General features: G+C 68.5%; 34 protein-coding genes. 2 read left to right on the top strand and 32 right to left on the bottom strand.

The annotated features are described in order from the left end of the window. The coding region (locus GEV07_27335) for a hypothetical protein (protein ID MQA06271.1) at positions 1-671 on the top strand (671 nt) is incomplete at its 5' end. Between the two features lie 37 nt (positions 672-708). Next, entirely contained in the window at positions 709-1,047 is a 339-nt protein-coding gene (locus GEV07_27340) for a hypothetical protein (GenBank protein ID MQA06272.1), read from the top strand. A 6-nt stretch (positions 1,048-1,053) separates the two neighbouring features. Here the strand turns inward: GEV07_27340 and truA are convergent, their stop codons facing one another. The 32 genes from truA to rplC form a co-directional block, all read right to left on the bottom strand. Continuing rightward, entirely contained in the window at positions 1,054-1,920 is an 867-nt protein-coding gene (gene truA, locus GEV07_27345) for a tRNA pseudouridine(38-40) synthase TruA (GenBank protein ID MQA06273.1), read from the bottom strand. Beyond that, entirely contained in the window at positions 1,917-2,465 is a 549-nt protein-coding gene (rplQ, locus tag GEV07_27350; protein MQA06274.1) for a 50S ribosomal protein L17, read from the bottom strand. Before rplQ ends, truA begins: the two co-directional genes overlap by 4 nt. A gap of 51 nt (positions 2,466-2,516) precedes the next feature. Continuing rightward, positions 2,517-3,542 carry a DNA-directed RNA polymerase subunit alpha gene (locus GEV07_27355; GenBank protein MQA06275.1) on the bottom strand — a complete coding sequence of 342 codons (1,026 nt, stop codon included), beginning with the start codon at positions 3,540-3,542 and terminating at the stop codon, positions 2,517-2,519. Between the two features lie 139 nt (positions 3,543-3,681). Next, a complete protein-coding gene (gene rpsD / locus GEV07_27360; GenBank protein ID MQA06276.1) occupies positions 3,682-4,308 on the bottom strand; it encodes a 30S ribosomal protein S4 in 627 nt (208 codons plus the stop codon). 15 nt (positions 4,309-4,323) lie between these two features. Continuing rightward, entirely contained in the window at positions 4,324-4,728 is a 405-nt protein-coding gene (gene rpsK / locus GEV07_27365) for a 30S ribosomal protein S11 (protein ID MQA06277.1), read from the bottom strand. A 43-nt stretch (positions 4,729-4,771) separates the two neighbouring features. After that, entirely contained in the window at positions 4,772-5,152 is a 381-nt protein-coding gene (gene rpsM / locus GEV07_27370) for a 30S ribosomal protein S13 (GenBank protein MQA06278.1), read from the bottom strand. A gap of 139 nt (positions 5,153-5,291) precedes the next feature. Next, positions 5,292-5,405: a 50S ribosomal protein L36 gene (rpmJ, locus tag GEV07_27375; GenBank protein MQA06279.1), complete on the bottom strand. Its 114-nt coding sequence runs from the start codon at positions 5,403-5,405 to the stop codon at positions 5,292-5,294. A 54-nt stretch (positions 5,406-5,459) separates the two neighbouring features. Then, positions 5,460-5,681, bottom strand: a complete 222-nt coding sequence (gene infA, locus GEV07_27380; GenBank protein ID MQA06280.1) for a translation initiation factor IF-1 — start codon at positions 5,679-5,681, stop codon at positions 5,460-5,462. A gap of 224 nt (positions 5,682-5,905) precedes the next feature. Further along, positions 5,906-6,472, bottom strand: coding sequence for a DUF1707 domain-containing protein (locus GEV07_27385; protein ID MQA06281.1), 567 nt, complete (start codon positions 6,470-6,472; stop codon positions 5,906-5,908). Beyond that, the gene (gene map / locus GEV07_27390; GenBank protein MQA06282.1) at positions 6,465-7,316 is read right to left on the bottom strand and encodes a type I methionyl aminopeptidase; all 852 of its coding nucleotides are present in this window, start codon (positions 7,314-7,316) and stop codon (positions 6,465-6,467) included. Before map ends, GEV07_27385 begins: the two co-directional genes overlap by 8 nt. Positions 7,317-7,441: 125 nt before the next feature. Then, on the bottom strand, positions 7,442-8,104 hold the full coding sequence (locus tag GEV07_27395) for an adenylate kinase (protein MQA06283.1): 663 nt from the start codon (positions 8,102-8,104) through the stop codon (positions 7,442-7,444). A gap of 6 nt (positions 8,105-8,110) precedes the next feature. After that, positions 8,111-9,445 carry a preprotein translocase subunit SecY gene (secY, locus tag GEV07_27400; GenBank protein MQA06284.1) on the bottom strand — a complete coding sequence of 445 codons (1,335 nt, stop codon included), beginning with the start codon at positions 9,443-9,445 and terminating at the stop codon, positions 8,111-8,113. A 101-nt stretch (positions 9,446-9,546) separates the two neighbouring features. Beyond that, positions 9,547-9,981: a 50S ribosomal protein L15 gene (gene rplO, locus GEV07_27405; GenBank protein MQA06285.1), complete on the bottom strand. Its 435-nt coding sequence runs from the start codon at positions 9,979-9,981 to the stop codon at positions 9,547-9,549. Further along, positions 9,978-10,163 carry a 50S ribosomal protein L30 gene (gene rpmD, locus GEV07_27410; protein MQA06286.1) on the bottom strand — a complete coding sequence of 62 codons (186 nt, stop codon included), beginning with the start codon at positions 10,161-10,163 and terminating at the stop codon, positions 9,978-9,980. Before rpmD ends, rplO begins: the two co-directional genes overlap by 4 nt. Next, positions 10,163-10,753 carry a 30S ribosomal protein S5 gene (rpsE, locus tag GEV07_27415; protein MQA06287.1) on the bottom strand — a complete coding sequence of 197 codons (591 nt, stop codon included), beginning with the start codon at positions 10,751-10,753 and terminating at the stop codon, positions 10,163-10,165. Before rpsE ends, rpmD begins: the two co-directional genes overlap by 1 nt. Before the next feature lie 37 nt (positions 10,754-10,790). Beyond that, positions 10,791-11,162: a 50S ribosomal protein L18 gene (rplR, locus tag GEV07_27420; protein ID MQA06288.1), complete on the bottom strand. Its 372-nt coding sequence runs from the start codon at positions 11,160-11,162 to the stop codon at positions 10,791-10,793. Positions 11,163-11,165: 3 nt separating this feature from the next. Further along, complete coding sequence (gene rplF / locus GEV07_27425; protein MQA06289.1) at positions 11,166-11,702, bottom strand: 50S ribosomal protein L6; 537 nt, start codon at positions 11,700-11,702, stop codon at positions 11,166-11,168. An 8-nt stretch (positions 11,703-11,710) separates the two neighbouring features. Beyond that, positions 11,711-12,109 (bottom strand): 30S ribosomal protein S8, encoded by a 399-nt coding sequence (gene rpsH, locus GEV07_27430; GenBank protein ID MQA06290.1) that lies wholly within the window; start codon positions 12,107-12,109, stop codon positions 11,711-11,713. Positions 12,110-12,207: 98 nt separating this feature from the next. Beyond that, positions 12,208-12,393: a type Z 30S ribosomal protein S14 gene (locus GEV07_27435; protein MQA06291.1), complete on the bottom strand. Its 186-nt coding sequence runs from the start codon at positions 12,391-12,393 to the stop codon at positions 12,208-12,210. Positions 12,394-12,395: 2 nt separating this feature from the next. Beyond that, entirely contained in the window at positions 12,396-12,959 is a 564-nt protein-coding gene (gene rplE / locus GEV07_27440) for a 50S ribosomal protein L5 (GenBank protein ID MQA06292.1), read from the bottom strand. Next, positions 12,959-13,297 (bottom strand): 50S ribosomal protein L24, encoded by a 339-nt coding sequence (rplX, locus tag GEV07_27445; protein ID MQA06293.1) that lies wholly within the window; start codon positions 13,295-13,297, stop codon positions 12,959-12,961. The genes rplE and rplX overlap by 1 nt, the downstream gene beginning before the upstream one ends. A 3-nt stretch (positions 13,298-13,300) precedes the next feature. Beyond that, a complete protein-coding gene (gene rplN, locus GEV07_27450; protein MQA06294.1) occupies positions 13,301-13,669 on the bottom strand; it encodes a 50S ribosomal protein L14 in 369 nt (122 codons plus the stop codon). Between the two features lie 36 nt (positions 13,670-13,705). Further along, positions 13,706-13,996, bottom strand: coding sequence for a 30S ribosomal protein S17 (rpsQ, locus tag GEV07_27455; protein MQA06295.1), 291 nt, complete (start codon positions 13,994-13,996; stop codon positions 13,706-13,708). Further along, the gene (locus tag GEV07_27460; protein ID MQA06296.1) at positions 13,993-14,238 is read right to left on the bottom strand and encodes a 50S ribosomal protein L29; all 246 of its coding nucleotides are present in this window, start codon (positions 14,236-14,238) and stop codon (positions 13,993-13,995) included. Before GEV07_27460 ends, rpsQ begins: the two co-directional genes overlap by 4 nt. Beyond that, positions 14,238-14,657 carry a 50S ribosomal protein L16 gene (rplP, locus tag GEV07_27465; GenBank protein MQA06297.1) on the bottom strand — a complete coding sequence of 140 codons (420 nt, stop codon included), beginning with the start codon at positions 14,655-14,657 and terminating at the stop codon, positions 14,238-14,240. The genes GEV07_27460 and rplP overlap by 1 nt, the downstream gene beginning before the upstream one ends. Positions 14,658-14,660: 3 nt before the next feature. After that, the gene (rpsC, locus tag GEV07_27470; protein ID MQA06298.1) at positions 14,661-15,527 is read right to left on the bottom strand and encodes a 30S ribosomal protein S3; all 867 of its coding nucleotides are present in this window, start codon (positions 15,525-15,527) and stop codon (positions 14,661-14,663) included. Then, complete coding sequence (rplV, locus tag GEV07_27475) at positions 15,527-16,228, bottom strand: 50S ribosomal protein L22 (GenBank protein MQA06299.1); 702 nt, start codon at positions 16,226-16,228, stop codon at positions 15,527-15,529. The genes rpsC and rplV overlap by 1 nt, the downstream gene beginning before the upstream one ends. Positions 16,229-16,289: 61 nt before the next feature. Next, the gene (gene rpsS, locus GEV07_27480) at positions 16,290-16,571 is read right to left on the bottom strand and encodes a 30S ribosomal protein S19 (GenBank protein ID MQA06300.1); all 282 of its coding nucleotides are present in this window, start codon (positions 16,569-16,571) and stop codon (positions 16,290-16,292) included. Between the two features lie 11 nt (positions 16,572-16,582). Continuing rightward, on the bottom strand, positions 16,583-17,416 hold the full coding sequence (rplB, locus tag GEV07_27485) for a 50S ribosomal protein L2 (protein MQA06301.1): 834 nt from the start codon (positions 17,414-17,416) through the stop codon (positions 16,583-16,585). 34 nt (positions 17,417-17,450) lie between these two features. After that, positions 17,451-17,756, bottom strand: a complete 306-nt coding sequence (gene rplW, locus GEV07_27490) for a 50S ribosomal protein L23 (protein MQA06302.1) — start codon at positions 17,754-17,756, stop codon at positions 17,451-17,453. Continuing rightward, positions 17,753-18,583 (bottom strand): 50S ribosomal protein L4, encoded by an 831-nt coding sequence (gene rplD, locus GEV07_27495; GenBank protein ID MQA06303.1) that lies wholly within the window; start codon positions 18,581-18,583, stop codon positions 17,753-17,755. Before rplD ends, rplW begins: the two co-directional genes overlap by 4 nt. Then, entirely contained in the window at positions 18,580-19,245 is a 666-nt protein-coding gene (rplC, locus tag GEV07_27500; GenBank protein MQA06304.1) for a 50S ribosomal protein L3, read from the bottom strand. Before rplC ends, rplD begins: the two co-directional genes overlap by 4 nt. Between the last annotated feature and the right edge of the window lie 212 nt (positions 19,246-19,457).

Here is a 19,457-nt window from a genome sequence, read left to right on the forward strand (position 1 = left end):
CCACAGGGACCACCGCCACAGGGACCACCGCCACAGGGACCACCGCCACAGGGACCACCGCCACAGGGACCACCGCCACAGGGACCACCGCCACAGGGACCACCGCCACAGGGACCACCCCCGCAGGGCTACCCGGCGCCACCACCGGGGCCGGGGAGCGGTCAACCGCCGGGCTACCCACAACCGCCACAGGGGCCGCCGCCGTTGGGCGGCACGCAGGGACCGCAGTTCGGCGGCTACCAACCGCCTGGCGGCGGTTACCAGCCGCCGCCACCACCGGGCTACGGGCCGCCATCCGGAGGCGGCGGTGGGTCGAAGATGCCGCTGATCATCGCCTTGGTGGTCGTCGGCGTCCTGGTGCTCGGCGCGGTCACCGTCGGCGGCATCGCGGTGGTGCGGGCCAGCTCGGACGACCCGACCCCGACGCCCAAGCCGAAGACGAGCACCTCCACGTCCAGCTCGAGTGCGTCCCCGAGCCCCACCCCGTCGACGTCGTCGTCGCTGCCGGCATTGCCGGAGCGGATCAACGACCGGTCCGACGACCCGGACCCGCTGACGCTGAAGGAGCTCTACCCCGCCAGGTACAAGGCCACGAGCGGCAACGTCTACAAGCGGGTCAAGCGGGCGATGTACGACCAGTGCGGCACAGTCGCCATCGGCGCGAAGCTTAAGGGCCGGCTGTCCCGCGGCAACTGCACGCAGGTCGCGGTGGCCACGTACGTGGACAAGAAGAACAAGACGGCCGTCAGCGTCGGCCTGGCGAACCTGAAGGACAAGAACGCGAGCACGAAGGTGCAGACGGCGGTCAGCCCGTCCAACCGCATCGTGTTCCGCCCGCTCGACGGCCCCGGCGCGAGCATCACCGGCAAGAGCTTCTTCGAGCTCGCCAACACCGTCGGGCACTACACCGAGTGGGAAGCCATGACGTACACCGACCGCTCACCGAAACGGGGCAAGACGCACCTGAAGCTCCTCACCGCGAAGGCGGAGCTCAGCAAGATGCTCAACGAACCGCTCTCCGAGCGAATGGCCAACGCCGACCCCTGAGCGAAGCTACGTGGACGGGGTGCGGCGGGTTCTGGTGACGGCGGCACGGGCCGCGAGGTCGCCGTCCGGGGGGTAGTGCACTTCGGTGAGGGTCAGGCCGTGTGCGGGCATCACCGTGACGGCGGAGTCGCGCTCGCCGGCGGCGAGTACCTCGGCGGGCCATGCCACCGGCCGACGGCCCGTGCCGACGGCGACCGCCGCGCCGACCAGCGCGCGCACCATGTTGTGGCAGAACGCGTCCGCCGCCACCTCGGCGACGAGCACGCCGTCGGCGCCGCGGGACCAGTCGTACTGCAGCAGCCGCCTGATCGTGGTGGCACCCTTCCTCGGCCGGCAGTACGCCGCGAAGTCGTGCTCCCCGACCAGCGCCCGGCACCCCTCGGCCATCGCGGCCACGTCGAGCGGGTGCCGGTGCCAGACGGTGTCGTGCCGGCGCAGCGGGTCGGGGCCGGCCGGGTCGTCGCAGAGCCGGTAGACGTAGTGCCGCGACAGCGCGGAGAACCGCGCGTCGAAGCCCTCGGGGGCACGCCGCACGCCGAAGACCCGGACGTCCCCGGGGAGCACCCCGGCCAGCCGGCGCACCAGGTGCTCGGTGGCCTCCGCGGCGGCCGCGGCAGGCACGTCCAGGTGCGCGACCTGGCCGCGCGCGTGCACGCCGGCGTCGGTACGGCCAGCCACCGTCAGCCGCGGCGGGTCGGCCAGCCGCAGCACCCGGCCGATCGCCTCCTCGAGCAGCCCCTGGACCGTACGGCGGCCGGGCTGCGCCGCCCAGCCGGACAGCTGCGCGCCGTCGTAGCCGATGTCCAGGCGAAGCCGCACGGGCCCGTCTCCAGGAGTGGAGACGGGCCCGTGTGCGGTCGGTTCGGCGGTCAGGACTCGCCCTTGTCCTTGCCGTCGTCGTCGGCCGGGGCGTCGGCGTCGTCCGCGTCCGACGCCGTGGGCTCGGCGTCGGCCTCCTCCGTCGTCTCCTCGGCCTCGTCGGAGGCTGCGGCCTTCTTCGCGGCGGTCTTCTTCGCCGCCGTCTTCTTGGCCGCGGCCTTCTTCGCCGCCGGGGTCTCGGCCATCTCCTCGACGAGCTCGATCACCGCCAGCGGGGCGTTGTCGCCCTTGCGGGCGCCGATCTTCGTGATCCTCGTGTAGCCACCGGGCCGGTTCACGTACCGCGGCCCGACCTCGTCGAACAGCTCCTGCACGACGTCCTTGTCGCGGATGACCTTGGCGACCTGACGGCGGGCGTGCAGGTCACCACGCCTGGCCTTGGTGATCAGCCGCTCGGCAAGCGGGCGCAGCCGCTTGGCCTTCGTCACCGTGGTGGTGATCCGGCCGTGCTCGAACAGCTGTGTCGCGAGGTTGGCCAGGATCAACCGCTCGTGACTCGGGCTACCGCCAAGGCGCGGGCCCCTGTTGGGCGTGGGCATCGGGGTTGTCTCCTAGATCTGTCCTTGTGGGTCAGTGTCCGAGCCGCAGGCTCAGAACTGCTCCGTCTCCGCGAAACCCTGGTCGTCGTCGAGGTCGTCGTCGTACGAATCGCGCACGACGGCGTTCGGGTCGAAGCCGGGCGCGGAGTCCTTCAGCGCCAGGCCGAGCTCCTCCAGCTTCGCCTTCACCTCGTCGATGGACTTCGCACCGAAGTTGCGGATGTCGAGCAGGTCGGCCTCGCTGCGACCGATCAGCTCGCCGACGGTGTGGATGCCCTCCCGCTTCAGGCAGTTGTACGACCGGACGGTCAGGTCGAGGTCCTCCACCGGCATGGCGAGGTCGGCGGCGAGCTGCGCGTCCACCGGGGACGGGCCCACCTCGATGCCCTCGGCCTCGGTGTTGAGCTCCCTGGCCAGGCCGAACAGCTCGACCAGCGTGCGACCGGCGCTCGCGACGGCGTCGCGCGGCCGCATCGACGGCTTGGTCTCGACGTCGACGATCAGCTTGTCGAAGTCGGTGCGCTGCTCGACACGGGTCGCCTCGACCTTGTAGCTGACCTTCAGCACCGGCGAGTAGATCGAGTCGATCGGCATCCGCCCGATCTCGGCGTCCGGGCGCTTGTTCTGCGGCGCAGAGACGTAGCCACGGCCGCGCTCGACGGTGAGCTCCACCTCGAGCTTCGCCTTCGCGTTCAGCGTGGCGATGTGCAGGTCGGGGTTGTGCACCTCGACGCCGGCCGGCGGGGTCACGTCCGCCGCGGTGACCTCACCCTCGCCCTGCTTGCGCAGGTACATGGTGACCGGCTCGTCGTGGTCGGAGCTGACCACGAGCTCCTTGAGGTTGAGGATCAGGTCGGTGACGTCCTCCTTGACCCCGGGGATCGTCGAGAACTCGTGCAGCACGCCCTCGATCCTGATGCTGGTGACAGCCGCACCAGGGATGGACGAGAGCAGCGTGCGGCGCAGGGAGTTGCCGATGGTGTAGCCGAAACCCGGCTCGAGCGGCTCGATGACGAACCTGGACCGGTACTCGTCGACCTGCTCCTCGGAGAGCACGGGACGCTGAGCAATAAGCACGTGTCACATTCCTTTCCGCGACGTCCGCTATTTGACTGTCGCGACTGGTACCTCGTCCTGGGACGAGGCGGACCGAGGCGGCCTCCGTCCGCCACCCCGGCCTGCGCAACCGCCGGGCGGACCCGACGGGCGACGTCTCTTACTTCGAGTAGAGCTCGACGATCAGCTGCTCCTGCACCGGGGTGTCGATCACCTCACGGGCAGGCAGCGAGTGCACGAGCACCCGCATCTGGTTCGGCACGACCTCGAGCCACGCGGGGATCCGCTTGTCCGTGGCCTCGGCACGCGCCACCACGAACGGCGTCATCTCCAGCGACTTCTCCCGCACCTGGACGATGTCGCCCTCGCTGACCCGGAACGACGGGATGTCGGTCTTGATGCCGTTGACGACGATGTGGCCGTGCGTGACCATTTGCCTGGCCATGTCGCGGCTCTTCGCGAAGCCAGCGCGGAACACCACGTTGTCGAGGCGGCTCTCCAGGATCTGCAGGAGTGCGTCACCCGTCCTGCCCTGCGTGTGCGTCGCCTCTTCGTAGTAGCCGCGGAACTGCTTCTCGAGCACGCCGTAGATGCGGGCGCACTTCTGCTTCTCGCGCTTCTGGAGGAGGTACTCGGTCTCCTTGGTACGGCTGCGGCCATGCTCGCCGGGCGGGTAGGGCCGGCTCTCGAACGGGCACTTGGCCGACTCGCACTTGCTGCCCTTGAGGAACAGCTTCATCTTCTCGCGTCGGCAGCGCTTGCAGTCTGCACCGGTGTAACGGGCCATTTCTTTCGCTATCTCCTAAACACGCCGGCGCTTGGGTGGGCGGCAACCGTTGTGGGGGCTTGGGGTGACGTCCTGGATCGAGCCGACCTCGAGGCCGACCGCGGACAGCGACCTGATCGCCGTCTCCCGCCCGGATCCCGGGCCGCGGACGAAGACGTCCACCTTGCGCATGCCGTGCTCCATCGCGCGCCTGGCGGCGGCCTCGGCGGCGAGCTGGGCGGCGAACGGTGTGGACTTGCGTGAGCCCTTGTAGCCCACCTGGCCGGAGCTCGACCACGCGATCACGTTGCCGACGGGGTCGGTGATCGAGATGACCGTGTTGTTGAACGTGCTCTTGATGTGTGCGTGCCCGTGGGCGACGTTCTTCTTCTCTTTCCGGCGCACCTTCTTGACGGCGCCGGGACGGCTCTTGGGTGGCATTCTGCCTGGTTCTCCTCGCGAGATCGTCGGTCAGCCGCGCTGACTACTTCTTGCCAACCTTCTTCTTGCCGGCAACGGTCTTGCGCCGGCCCTTCCTGGTGCGCGCGTTGGTGTGCGTGCGCTGACCATGGACGGGCAGGCCACGGCGGTGCCTGATGCCCTGGTAGCAGCCGATCTCGACCTTGCGGCGGATGTCCGCTGCCACTTCGCGACGCAGGTCACCCTCGACCTGGTAGTGACCTTCGATCCAGTCGCGTAGCTTGACCAGCTCGTCGTCACCGAGCTCGTGTACGCGCCTGTTGGGTTCGACGCCGGCGCCGGCGATGATGTCCTTCGCCCGGCTGCGGCCCACTCCGAAAATGTAGGTAAGCGCGACCTCGACCCGCTTGTCCCGCGGGAGGTCTACGCCGACGAGGCGTGCCATCTGGTGGCTACTCCTTCAACAACACGTGGAGGTCCTCCGCGCCGCTTCCTCGCCAGTGGCGAGGCCCCGGCCTCCATCCGGGGGTGCTCCGGCCAGCCGGCCGGAGGTGCGGCACGCGTACTGCGCACCTATCCGCCGATCAACCCTGGCGCTGCTTGTGCCTCGGGTTGGAGCAGATCACCATGACGCGGCCGTGGCGACGGATCACCTTGCACCGGTCACAGATCTTCTTGACGCTGGGCTGGACTTTCATTGCTTGGCTCTCATTCAGGCCGCCGCCGCGGGCGGCAGGGACGGCTGGTCGTGCTCATCGGTAACGGAAGACGATCCGCCCGCGGGACAGGTCGTATGGGCTGAGCTCGACGACGACTCGGTCGTCCGGCAGGATCCTGATGTAGTGCATCCGCATCTTGCCGCTGATGTGCGCGAGCACCTTGTGCCCGTTCTCGAGCTCCACCCGGAAGGTAGCGTTCGGCAACGACTCGACCACGGTGCCCTCAACCTCGATGACACCTTCCTTCTTGGGCATGGCCTCCCGTTCTTCCGTTTCCGTCGGCCCCCGGCTGGGCTGCCCCCACGAGCCGAACACACGTTCGCAGTCTGATCGTCTCGGTAGGGTGTCCCGGAGCACATTGCCAGCGGTGCTGAGCGCATGACACACAGCAGGCACCAGGACCTGAAGCACAAGCTTACGCCAGGGCAAGATCGACCCGGCGACCGGGCTCCACTTTCCGCCCGTACCGGACCGACTTGCTAACTTACCTCGCCGGGCGGCCGGTTGTGGTGCCGTCGCCGCTCGTGCTGGTGCCGTAGCCGGTCGTGCCGGTGCTCGAAGCGCAGGTCGGTGCGGCGGCGGTGCTCCTCCAGCTGACGGGCCCGCTGCTCGCCCTCGACCTCGTGCCGCTCACCGCCGTTGCCGCCACCGCGGTTGCCGAGCGTGCCGACGATCAGCATGACGCCCCACGGCCCCATCACCCACATCGGCCAGAAGTAGGTGAGGTCACCGGCACTCAACACGCCGAGCAGCCAGACCACGGTGCACACCATGCTGACCGCGAACCAGGAGCTCCACGCCCGCCGCACCCCCGGGCTCAGCCGCCGCGCCGGCTCCTTCGCCTTCGCCGGCTCGAGCGCGGCCGCCGGCAGGTCGGCGGTGAGACCGCCGAGGTCGCCGAACGTCTTCGCCGCGTACGCCGTGTCGGAGCGTTCCTGGAACTCGTCCAGGGTGAGCCGACCGGCCGCGTAGTGCTCGCGCAGCTCCTCGACCACCCGCTCCCGGTCGGAGTCCGCGCAGCGCAGCTGGGGATTCTCGTCAGCCATCGTCATCCACCACCCTGGAGACCTCGCCGACCCCGGCGGTCTCCTCGACCGGTCCGCCGTACCGCTCACCGAGCCGCTGCCGGCCTCCGTCGGCCGCGGTCAGCACCCACGGCCCGCGCGCGGTGATCGCGACCGTGTGCTCGAAGTGGGCGGCGACCGAACCGTCCTTCGTGACGACCGTCCACTCGTCGTCGAGTACCCGGCTGCGGTGCGAGCCGGTCGTGACCATCGGCTCGACAGCGAGCACCAGGCCCGCCACCAGCTCCCGGCCGGCACCACCGCGCCTGGTCGCGTAGTTCGGGACGAACGGCTCCTGGTGCATCGCGGTGCCGATGCCGTGCCCGCCGTACTCCCGCGGGATGCCGTACTTGCCGCCGGCGCGTACGGCGTCCTCGACGGCCTTGCCGATGTCACTGATCCGGCTGCCGGCGGCCGCGGCGGCGAGGCCGCACCACAGGGACTCCTCGGTCACCTCGAGCAGCCGCTGCAGCCCAGCGTCGATCGCACCGACAAGCACGGTGATCGCGGCGTCGCCGTGCCAGCCGTCGACGATGGCACCGCAGTCGATCGACACGACGTCGCCGGTACGCAGCACCCGGTCGCCGGGGATGCCGTGCACGACCTCGTCGTTCACCGAGGTGCAGATGCAGGCGGGGAAGCCGTGGTACCCAAGGAAGCTCGGCTGCGCGCTCGTGGCGCGGATCGTCTCCTCGGCGAGTTCGTCCAGCTCACGGGTGGTGACGCCGGGCGCGACCGCCCCACGTAGCACCTCCAGGGTGCGCGCCACGACGAGGCCGGCCTGCCGCATCCGCTGGATCTCGGCCTCGGTCTTCATCTCCACCATGGGCGCGCCGCTGCTTTCGTTCGTCCGCTCCGTGCCTCCATCGTCCCACGCCGGGCGCGACGGTGCCGCTGACAACCGTCACCTTCCGTGGGTGCCGGCCGGCACGGATGGCGGGACGCGGGCAGCTACGACCAGTCGTCGTCGAGCGGGCTCAAGGTGGCGATGGCACGCTCGGTGACGTCCTCGACCGGCCCGGTGGCGTCCACACCCACCAGGATGCCCTGGTCCGCGTAGTACGCCACGATCGGCGCCGTCTGGTCGTTGTAGACCTCCAGCCGGTGCCTGATCGTCTCTTCCCTGTCGTCGTCGCGCTGGAACAGCTCGCCGCCGCAGTGGTCGCAGACGTCCGGGTTGGTCGGCGGGTCGAAGTCGAGCTGGAAGATCGTGCCGCAGGTGCGGCAGGTGCGGCGGCCGGCCAGCCGGCGTACGACCTCGTCGTCGTCGACGACCAGCTCGAGCACCACGTCGAGGCACTGCCCGAGCTCACCGAGCATGCTGTCGAGGGTCTCGGCCTGCGGCACGTTCCGCGGGAAGCCGTCGAGCAGGAAGCCGTCACGGGCGTCCTCCTCGGCGAGGCGCTCCTTGACCATCTTGATGGTCACCTCGTCGGGCACCAGGTCACCGGCGTCCATGTACTTCTTCGCCTCGATGCCGAGCGGCGTGCCCTGGCTCACGTTCGAGCGGAAGATGTCGCCCGTCGAGATGCTCGGAATGGCCAGGTGGGAGCTGATGAACTGGGCCTGCGTCCCCTTGCCGGCTCCAGGAGGACCAACCAGAACGATTCGCATGCCGGCCTACCGAAGGAAGCCGGCATAGTTGCGCTGCTGCAGGTTGCTCTCGATCTGCTTGACGGTATCCAGACCGACGCCGACCATGATCAGCAGACTCGTGCCTCCGAACGGGAACTGCTGCGTCGCTTGCACCAGCGAGATGGCGATCAACGGGATCAGCGCAACGGTCGCGAGGTACAGCGAGCCAGGAGTGGTGATCCTGGTGAGGACGTAGTCGAGGTACTCGGCGGTCGGCCGGCCGGGTCGGATGCCCGGTACGAACCCGCCGTTCTTCTTCATGTTGTCCGCGACCTCGAGCGGGTTGAACGTGATGCTGACGTAGAAGAACGCGAAGAAGATGACCAGTAGCACATAGATACCCATGTAGAGCGGATGGTCGCCCTTCACCAGGTACTGGTTCACGAACGTGGAGAACGCCTTGTTCTCCTGCCAGATGAGCGACGCCAGCTGCGGCAGGTAGAGCAGCGAGGAGGCGAAGATCACCGGGATGACACCCGCCTGGTTGACCTTCAGCGGGATGTAGGTGGAGCTGCCGCCGTACATCCGGCGGCCCACCATCCGCTTGGCGTACTGCAGCGGGATGCGCCGCTGCGCCTGCTCGACGAACACGACCGCGGCCACCAGCAGCAGGCCGAGCGCCATCACCGCGGCGAACTTCAGCTTGTCCTGGCTGTAGATCGCGCCGAGCTGGGACGGGAAGACGGCGATGATCTGGCAGAAGATCAGGATCGACATGCCGTTGCCGATCCCGCGCTCGGTGATCAGCTCACCGAGCCACATGATCACCGCGACGCCCGCCGTCATGGTGAACACCATCACGATGATGGTGAAGATCCCCTGGTCGGGGATGATGTCGTCGCCGGTACACCCCGGCTGGTTGGGGAACAGCTGGCCGTAACGGGCCATCGCGATGTACCCGGTGCCCTCGAGCACGCCGAGTGCGACCGTCAGGTACCGCGTGTACTGGGTGAGCTTGGTCGAGCCGCTCGGCCCTTCCTTCTTCAGCTCCTCGAAGCGCGGGATCACCACGGTGAGCAGCTGGATGATGATGCTCGCCGTGATGTACGGCATGATGCCGAGCGCGAAGATGGACAGCCGGAGCAGCGCCCCGCCGCTGAACAGGTTGAGCATGCCGTAGACGCTACTGTCGTCGCCACCGGTGGCGGCCTCCGCACACCGGGTGATCGCGCCGTACGAGACGCCGGGTGTCGGCACGATCGAGCCGAGCCGGAACACCACGACGATGAACAGCACGAAGAGCAGCTTCTTGCGCAAATCCGGGGTCTTGAACGCCCGGCCGAACGCCGATAGCTGCACACTTCCTCCTGCGCGACACATGCCGTGCCGGTCGTCGATAACGGCGGTGTCCCACCGTGGCCCGAGTTTCTCAGGGGGCCAGGTGGGACTCTAACAGCGGGTTCTCGGGGTCAGGGCGACTCCTAGTTCACGCTGCCGCCGGCGGCAGCGATCTTCTCCTTCGCGCTCGCGGTGACCGCGTCGGCCGTGACCTGCACCGCGACGCCGATCTCGCCACCTCCGAGGACCTTCACCGGACGGCCCTTGCGGACCGCGCCACGCTCGACCAGCCCGTCGACGGTGACCTCGCCACCCTCGGGGTACAACGCCGCGAGCCGGCCGACGTTCACCACCTGGTACTGGATCTTGTTCGCGTTGTTGAAGCCACGCAGCTTCGGCAGCCGCATGTGCAGCGGCATCTGGCCGCCCTCGAACCGCGGCGAGACCTGCCCGCGGGCCTTCGTGCCCTTGGTGCCGCGCCCGGCGGTCTTGCCCTTCGACGCCTCACCACGGCCCACCCGGGTGCGCTTGGTCTTCGCCCCCGGCGCCGGACGCAGGTGGTGCACCTTGAGTGTCATTCCTTGACCTCCTCGACCGTGACCAGATGGGTCACCGTCGCGATCATGCCCCGTACCTCGGGGCGGTCCTCACGGACCACGGACTGCCCACGCTTCTTCAGGCCCAGCGTACGGAGGGTGGCCCGCTGGTTCTGCTTGCCACCGATCTCCGAACGGACCTGCGTGATCTTCAGCTCGGCCATCACGCACTCGCCCCTTCGGCTGCCTTCGCCTTCAGCATCGCACTGGGGGCGACGTCCTCGACGGGCAGGCCGCGCCGCTTGGCCACGTCCTCCGGGTTGGTCAGGGACCGCAACGCGGCGACCGTCGCGTGCACGATGTTGATCGGGTTCGACGAGCCGAGCGACTTGGTCAGCACGTCGTGCACACCAGCGCACTCGAGCACCGCGCGCACCGGGCCACCGGCGATGACACCGGTACCGGGGCTGGCCGGCTTCAGCAGCACGACCCCAGCGGCCTCCTCACCCTTCACCGGGTGCGGGATGGTGCCCTGGATCCGAGGTACGCGGAAGAAGTTCTTCTTCGCCTCTTCCACGCCCTTCGCGATCGCCGAGGGGACCTCCTTGGCCTTGCCGTACCCCACACCGACCTGGCCGTTCCCGTCGCCGACGATGACGAGCGCAGTGAAGCTGAACCGCCGACCGCCCTGGACGACCTTGGCGACGCGGTTGATCTTCACGAGCTTCTCGACGTACGCCGACTTGTCGGACGAGCTGTCCTTGCGGTCGCGCCGGTCACGGCGCTCGCCGCGTCCCTTGCCTCCTGCAGCCATCAGCAGCTTCCTCTTCCTGCGTAGCTCACGTCATTGCTCACAGCGCCAGCCCGCCTTCCCTCGCGCCGTCGGCCACCTCGGCCACGCGTCCGTGGTACCGGTAGCCGGCGCGGTCGAAGACCACCTCGCTGATGCCCTTGGCCTTGGCCCGGTCGGCGATGAGCTCGCCGACCTTGCGGGCCTTCGCCTTCTTGTCGCCGCTGGCCGTACGCAGGTCGCCCTCCAGGGTCGACGCCGACACGAGCGTGTGTCCCGCGGTGTCGTCGACGACCTGGGCGACCATGTGCCGTGCCGACCTGCTCACGACCAGGCGGGGCCGCTGCGCCGTGCCGTTCACCCGCTTGCGCACCCGCAGGTGGCGGCGCTGCCGCGCGGCACGCCGCCCCGTTGCCCTCTTGGTACCAGCCATCGCCTACTTCGCCTTCTTCCCGGACTTGCGCCGGACGTGCTCGCCCTCGTACCGCACACCCTTGCCCTTGTACGGCTCGGGCGGGCGGAGCTTCCTGATATTGGCGGCCACTTCACCGACCTGCTGCTTGTCGATGCCCTCTACTGCCAGCTTGGTGTTGCCCTCGACGGAGAACGAGATGCCCTCCGGCGGGGTGACCACGACCGAGTGGCTGAACCCCAGCGCCAGCTCCAGGTTGCTGCCCTTGGCCTGCACCCGGTAGCCGGTGCCGACGATCTCCAGCTTCTTCGTGAAGCCTTCGGTGACGCCGGTGACCATGTTCTGGATGAGCGTGCGGGTCAAGCCGTGCAACGCCTTGCTGTCCAGCTCGTCATCCGGACGCTTTACGGTGACTTCACCGTCCTCGGTGGCAACCGTGAGGCCGCCGGCGACCGCGTGGGAGAGCTCGCCCTTGGGGCCCTTCACCCGCACAGTGCGGCCGTCGACGTCCACGGTCACCCCGCTCGGCACGGTGATGGGACGTACTCCAATGCGCGACATCTTGCTCCTTACCAAACGTAGGCGAGGACTTCCCCGCCCACGCGTCGCTTCGCGGCCTGCCTGTCGGTCATCAACCCGGACGACGTCGAGATGATGGCGATGCCAAGTCCACCCAGCACCTTCGGCAGCGTCGTGGACTTGCTGTACACCCGCAGCCCCGGCTTGCTCACCCGGCGCACCCCGGAGATGGACTTCTCACGGTTGGGGCCGTACTTGAGCGCAACCTGCAGCGTGCTGCCGACGCCCTCGTTCTCCGCTACCTCCCAGCCGCCGATGTAGCCCTCGCGCTGGAGCAGCTCGGCGATGTTCGCCTTGATCTTCGAGTACGGCATCGACGTCTCGTCGTGGTGCGCCGTGTTGGCGTTGCGCAGACGGCTCAGCATGTCTGCGATCGGGTCGGTCATCATGGCCGGTGGCCTTCCTCACTGCGGTTTCCGCGGGCCGTGTGCCCGGGACCTGCGGTGTAGTGGGTGGATGTTTTCTCTCGTGCTGTTGCCAGTGCCGGTTACCAGCTGGACTTGGTCACACCGGGCAGCTCGCCCCGGTGCGCCATCTCCCGCAGGCAGATCCGGCAGAGGCCGAACTTGCGGTACACCGAGTGCGGACGGCCGCACCGGCTGCAGCGCGTGTACCCGCGCACCGCGAACTTCGGCTTCTTCTTCGCCTTGTGGATCAGTGCTTTCTTCGCCACGGTCAGCTCTCCTGGAACGGGAAGCCGAGCGCCCGCAACAGCGCCCGACCTTCGTCGTCGGTCTTGGCGGTCGTCACCACGGTGATGTCCATACCGCGCGTACGGTCGATCTGGTCCGGGTCGACTTCGTAGAACATCAGCTGTTCGTTGAGGCCGAACGTGTAGTTGCCGTTGCCGTCGAACTGCTTCGTGGACAGGCCACGGAAGTCCCTGATCCGCGGCAACGACACCGACAGCAGCCGGTCGAGGAACTCCCACATCCGCGCACCGCGGAGGGTGGCGAACGTACCGATCGGCATGCCGTCGCGCAGCTTGAACTGTGCGATCGACTTCCGCGCCTTCGCCACCGCCGGCTTCTGCCCGGTGATCAGCGTGAGGTCGCGCACCGCACCGTCGATGATCTTCGAGTCCCTGGCCGCCTCGCCGACGCCCATGTTCACGACGACCTTGGCGACGGACGGCACCTGCATGATATTCGCGTACTCGAACTGCTTGCGCAGCTCGGGCGCGATCTCATCGAGGTACCGCTGCCGCAGCCGCGGACGCTCAGTCGTCTGCGTGCTCATCACAGGTCCTTCCCTGACCGCCTGGAGATCCGGACGCTGCGCAGCTTGGTGGCGCCGGACTCCGTCGTCGTCTCGTCCTTGCGGTAGCCGACCCGGGTCTGCCCACCATCGTCGTCGACGACCATCACGTTGCTCACGTGGATGCTCGCCTCCTGCGTGACGATGCCACCAGTCTTCGCGCCGCGCTGCGTCTGCGACTGCTTGGTGTGTTTCTTGATCCGGTTGACGCCTTCGACGAGCACGCGGTCGCGGTCGGGGTACGCCATGAGCACCTTGCCTTTGACACCCTTGTCCTTGCCCGCGATGACGAGGACGGTGTCACCCTTCTTGACGCGCATGTCTTACAGCACCTCCGGAGCCAACGAGATGATGCGCATGAACCGCTTCTCACGCAGCTCCCGGCCGACCGGGCCGAAGATGCGCGAACCGCGCGGATCACGGTTGTCCCTGATGAGCACGGCTGCGTTCTCGTCGAAGCGGATGTACGACCCATCACTGCGCCGACGTTCCTTCTTCGTGCGCACGATGACCGCCTTGACGACCTCGCCCTTCTTGATCGAGGCGCCGGGCATCGCGTCCTTAACCGTGGCCACGATCACGTCGCCGATGCTCGCGTAACGCCGGCCCGACCCACCGAGCACGCGGATGCAAAGGATCTCCTTCGCACCCGTGTTGTCGGCGATCTTCAGCCGCGACTCCTGCTGAATCACGTCTAACTCCCGTTCGGTGCTGGCACCGGTTCGCTACTACTTGGCCTTCTCGATGATGCGGGTGACCCGCCAACGCTTCGTGGCCGACATCGGCTTGGTCTCCATCAGCTCGACCCGGTCGCCAACACCGCACTCGTTGTTCTCGTCGTGCGCCTTGTACCTCTTGCTGCGCCGCAACACCTTGCCGTACAAGGCGTGCTTGACGTAGTCGTAGACGCTGACCACGACGGTCTTGTCCATCTTGTCGCTGACGACGTAGCCCTCGCGGACCTTGCGCCGCCCACGCTCCTCGGTCGTGGTCGCCCCGTCGGTTGTCGTACTGCTCATGCCACGTCCTCGGATTCGGGCTCGTCGTCGGTCACGATCTCCACGATGCCGAGCTCGCGCTCGCGCATCACCGTGTAGACCCGGGCGATGTCGCGGCGGACCGCGCGTAGCCGCCCATGGCTCTCCAGCTGGCCGGTCGCTGCCTGGAAGCGAAGGTTGAACAGCTCCTTCTTGGCCTCCGTCAGCCGGGTGATCAGCTCGTCTTCCTCGAGCCCACGCAGCTCTGCTGCCTTCTCGTTCATCAGCCCTCACCGACCTCGCGCTTCACGAACCGGCACTTCATCGGGAGCTTGTGGATCGCGCGGCGAAGCGCCTCGCGGGCCACCGGCTCCGGTACGCCGGACAACTCGAACATCACCCGGCCCGGCTTGATGTTGGCAATCCACCACTCGGGTGAACCCTTGCCGGAGCCCATCCGGGTCTCGGCCGGCTTCTTCGTGAGTGGCCGGTCGGGGAAGATGTTGATCCACACCTTCCCGCCACGCCGGATGTGGCGAGTCATGGCGATACGAGCGGCCTCGATCTGCCGGTTGGTGACGTACGAACCCTCCAGCGCCTGGATGCCGTACTCACCGAAGTTGACCCGGGTCCCGCCCTTGGCGACACCACGCCGCTTCGGGTGGTGCTGCTTGCGGAACTTGGTCTTCCGCGGAATCAGCATCAGCTAGCCCTCCGTTCCCGGCTGCGCCGCCTGCTGCTCGCCGGAGCTGGCCGACTCGGCCGCCGGCGGGGCCTCGGCCGTCGCGGTCGTCGCCGCGGCGCCGCCGCCGCCCTGACCCCGGCCGCCGCCACCGCCGCTACCGCCGTCGCGGCGCGGGCGCCGGTTGCCGCGCTCCGGCCGGTCGCCCCGACCACGCTGCGCGGCCGCCCGCGACGCCGCTTCCGCGGCCTGCCGCTCCGACCTGCTCTGCAGGATCTCGCCCTTGTAAATCCACACCTTCACGCCGATCCGGCCGAAGGTCGTGCGCGCCTCGAAGAAGCCGTAGTCGACGTCCGAGCGCAGCGTGTGCAGCGGCACCCGGCCCTCGCGGTAGAACTCCGAGCGCGACATCTCCGCGCCACCGAGACGGCCGGAGCACTGCACCTTGATGCCCTTGGCACCGGCTTTGGTCGCGGTCTGCATCGCCTTGCGCATCGCACGCCGGAACGCGACCCTGCTCGCCAGCTGCTCGGCCACGCCCTGCGCGACGAGCTGGGCGTCGACCTCGGAGTTCTTGACCTCGAGGATGTTCAGCTGCACCTGCTTGCCGGTGAGCTTCTCCAGGTCACCCCTGATCCGGTCGGCCTCGGCGCCGCGGCGGCCGATGACGATGCCCGGGCGTGCGGTGTGGATGTCCACCCGTACCCGCTCCCTGGTGCGCTCGATCTCCACCTTGGAGATACCGGCGCGCTCCAGGCCACGGGTCATCATCCGCCGGATCTTGACGTCTTCCGCGACGTAGTCCTTGTACAGCTTGTCCGCGTACCACCGGCTCTTGAAGTCGGTGGTGACGCCCAGCCGGAAGCCGTGCGGGTTGATCTTCTGTCCCACTAGGACGACTCTCCTTCGGTTGCGTCGCTGTCAGCCTTCGGCTCGGACGACTCCGGTTCGTCGTCGTCCGCGTCGGCCTTCTTTGCCGCGGCCTTCTTCGCGGTCGCCTTCTTGGCCGGCTTCTCCTCGGCCTCGGCCTTCTTTGCCGCGGCCTTCTTCGCGGTCGCCTTCTTGGCCGGCTTCTCCTCGGCCTCGGCCTTCTCCTCGGCCTCAGCCTTCTTCGCGGTCGTCTTCTTGGCCTTCTTCTCGGCGGCCTTGGCAGCCTTGTCTTCCTCGATGGCCTCGAGCGCTTCTTCGGTGTCGTCGCGCTCCGGCTGCGCCTCCGGCGCGGGCTGCTTCGCCTCGGCCTTCTTGGCCCTGCGGGCCCGGCGCCTGCTGACCGCCTCTTCGTCGCTCTCGTCGACGCGCTCCTCGACGACCACGGTGATGTGGCTGGTGCGCTTGTGCACCGGGTACGCCCGCCCCTGTGCACGCGGCCGCCACCTGCGCAGGCTCGGCCCCTCGTCGACGTACACCTCGCTGATCCACAGCAGCTCGGTATCGAGCTGCTTGTTGTGCTCGGCGTTGGCGACCGCGCTCTGCAGCACCTTCGACACCGGGTCGCAGGCCCGCCACGGCGAGAACTGCAGCGTCGTGAGCGCCTCGTCGGTCTTCATCCCGCGGATGACGTCGATGACCCGGCGTACCTTCCGCGGCCCCATCCGCACGTACTTCGCAGACGCGACGGCCGCGTTCTCCGGCAGCGTCTCCGCCTTGCTCTGCTTACCCACGGCGAGACCTCCGGTCCTGCTTCTCGTGGCTGCGGAACGTCCGGCTGGGTGCGAACTCGCCCAGCTTGTGGCCGACCATCGCCTCGGTGACGAACACCGGCACGTGCTTGCGCCCGTCGTGCACGGCGATCGTGTGACCGAGCATCTCCGGCACGATCATGGAGCGCCTTGACCACGTCTTGATGACGTTCTTGGTGCCCTTCTCGTTCTGGGTCTCCACCTTCTTGATCAGGTGGTCGTCCACGAAGGGACCCTTCTTCAAACTGCGCGGCATCGTCTCGGCTCCTAGCGCTTCTTCTTCGGCCGGCGACGAACGATCTGCCGGTCACTCGGCTTGTGCTGCTTACGGGTGCGGCCCTCCGGCTGGCCCCACGGGCTGACCGGGTGCCGACCACCGGACGACTTGCCCTCGCCGCCGCCCAGCGGGTGGTCGATCGGGTTCATCGCCACTCCGCGGACCTGCGGGCGCCGGCCCTTCCACCGCATCCGGCCGGCCTTGCCCCAGCTGATGTTCGACTGCTCCGCGTTGCCGACCTCGCCGACCGTCGCGCGGCACCGGGCGTCCACGTTGCGGATCTCACCGGACGGCAGTCGCAGCTGGGCGTTGCCGCCGTCCTTCGCGACCAGCTGCGCCCGCATACCGGCCGAGCGGGCCATCTTCGCGCCGCCGCCTGGCCGCATCTCGATCGCGTGCACGACCGTACCGACCGGGATGTTGCGCAGCGGCAGGCAGTTGCCCGGCTTGATGTCCGCCGACGGGCCGTTCTCCACGCGGTCGCCCTGCTTCAGCCGGGTCGGCGCCAGGATGTAGCGCTTCTCGCCGTCGGCGTAGTGCAGCAGCGCGATGCGCGCGGTGCGGTTCGGGTCGTACTCGATGTGTGCGACCTTCGCCGGCACGCCGTCCTTGTCGTGGCGGCGGAAGTCGATCACCCGGTAGGACCGCTTGTGCCCGCCACCGCGGTGGCGGGTGGTGATCTTGCCGCTGGCGTTCCTGCCGGCCTTCTTGGGCAGCGGGCGGACCAGCGACTTCTCCGGCGTGCTGCGGGTCACCTCGGCGAAGTCGGCGGCGCTCGCACCACGACGCCCTGGCGACGTCGGCTTGTACTTGCGGATGGCCATCAGTTGGTCCTCGTTTGTTTCCGTCGTCTCCCGGTCAGCTGACCGGGCCTCCGAAGATGTCGATCCGGTCGCCGGCCGCGACGCTCACGATCGCCCGCTTGGTGTCCGGGCGGTAGCCGTGGCCGTAGCGGGTACGCCGGGTGCGCTTGCCCTGCCGGTTCAGCGTGTTCACGCCGGTCACCCGGACCTCGAACACCGCTTCCACGGCCTGCTTGATCTGCAGCTTGTTGGCATCCTTGCGGACGAGGAAGGTGTACTTGTTCTCGTCGAGCAACCCGTAGCTCTTCTCCGAGATCACCGGGGCGAGCAGGATGTCACGCGGGTCCGCGATCTTCGTCATTTGTCGCCCTCCGCTTCCTCGTCGTCAGCCTTGGCGTCGTCGGCCTCGTCCTCGTCGGCCTTCTTGGCGGCCGCCTTGGTGGCCTTCTTCGCCGCGGCCTTCTTGGCCGGCTTCTTCTTCGGCTCGTCCTCGTCGTCGACGCTGTCCACGACCTCGGCACCCGACACCGCCAGCTCGCCGGCACCCAGCCGGGCGCCGACCGGACCGCTGCAGAACGCGCGCAGCGCGGCCTCGGTGAACACGACGTCGTCCGCGATCAGCACGTCGTACGTGTTCAGCTGGTCCGGCGGCAGGATGTGCACGTCGGGCAGGTTGCGCACGCTGAGGTAGCTGACCGTGTCGTCGCGCTCGGCCACGACCAGCGTGGCCCGGCCCTCGGTGAGCGCCTCGAGCGCCTTCGCAGCCTTCTTCGTCGACGGCTTGCCGCCGGCGACGACTGCCGACACCACGTGCACCCGCTCACCGCGCGCCCGGTCGGAGAGCGCGCCGGCCAGCGACGCCGCCTTCATCCGCTTCGGGGTGCGCTGCGAGTACGTGCGCGGCACCGGGCCGTGGACGACGCCACCGCCGGTGTAGTGCGGCGCCCGCACCGAGCCCTGCCGGGCGCGACCGGTGCCCTTCTGACGGTGCGGCTTGCGCCCACCGCCGCGCACCTCGCCGCGGCCCTTCGTCTTGTGCGTGCCCTGGCGCGCGGCGGCCAGCTGGCCAACCACGACCTGGTGCATCAGCGGCACATTCACCTGCACGTCGAACAGCTCGCCGGGCAGCTCCACGGTGCGCTTGGTCTTCTTGCCCCTCGCGTCGCGAACGGTGAGTGACTCGGTCATGCGTCAGCTCCGTTCTTGCTCGAGACCTTCGCGGCCGTCCGCACCAGGACGATGCCGCCGTTCGGGCCTGGGATCGCCCCGCGTAGGTAGATCAGGCCCTCCTCGACGTCCACGTCGTGTACCTCGAGGTTCTGCACCGTGGTGCGGACGTTGCCCATCCGGCCGGACATCTTCTGGCCCTTGAACACCCGCGCCGGGGTGGCGCAGCCGCCGATGGCGCCCGGGGAGCGGTGCTTGCGCTCCGCGCCGTGCGACGCACCGAGGCCGTGGAACCCGTGCCGCTTCATCACACCGGCGTGGCCCTTGCCCTTGCTGCGGCCGATCACGTCGACCTCCTCGCCGATGGCGAAGGCCTCCGCGGTCAGTTCGCTGCCGAGCTCGTACTCGGAGGCGTCGTCGGTACGCACCTCGACCAGGTAGCGCCGCGGTGGCACACCTGCCTTGGCGAAGTGACCGGCGACCGGCTTCGTGACCTTGCGGGGGTCGATCGCGCCGTACGCGACCTGGACGGCCGAGTAGCCGTCACTGTCCGGGGTACGGACCTGCGTCACGACACACGGCCCCGCCTTGACGACGGTCACCGGCACGATGCGGCCGTCCTCGTCCCAGAGCTGGGTCATGCCGACCTTCTCGCCGAGCACACCCTTGACTGATTTGCTCATAGCGCCTCAACCCCGCCGGTCTCGCTACCCGTTGCGGCATGCATCGACTGCAGCTGGCATGCCGACCTTCTCGGCAGCGCAGCCACACCCTTGACTGATTTGCTCATAGCGCCTCAACCCCGCCGGTCTCGCTACCCGTTGCGGCATGCATCGACTGCAGCTGGCATGCCGACCTTCTCGGCAGCGCAGCCACACCCTTGACTGATTTGCTC

The organism is Streptosporangiales bacterium, assembly GCA_009379825.1.
In the GTDB taxonomy this organism is placed as follows: Bacteria; Actinomycetota; Actinomycetes; order Streptosporangiales; family WHST01; genus WHST01.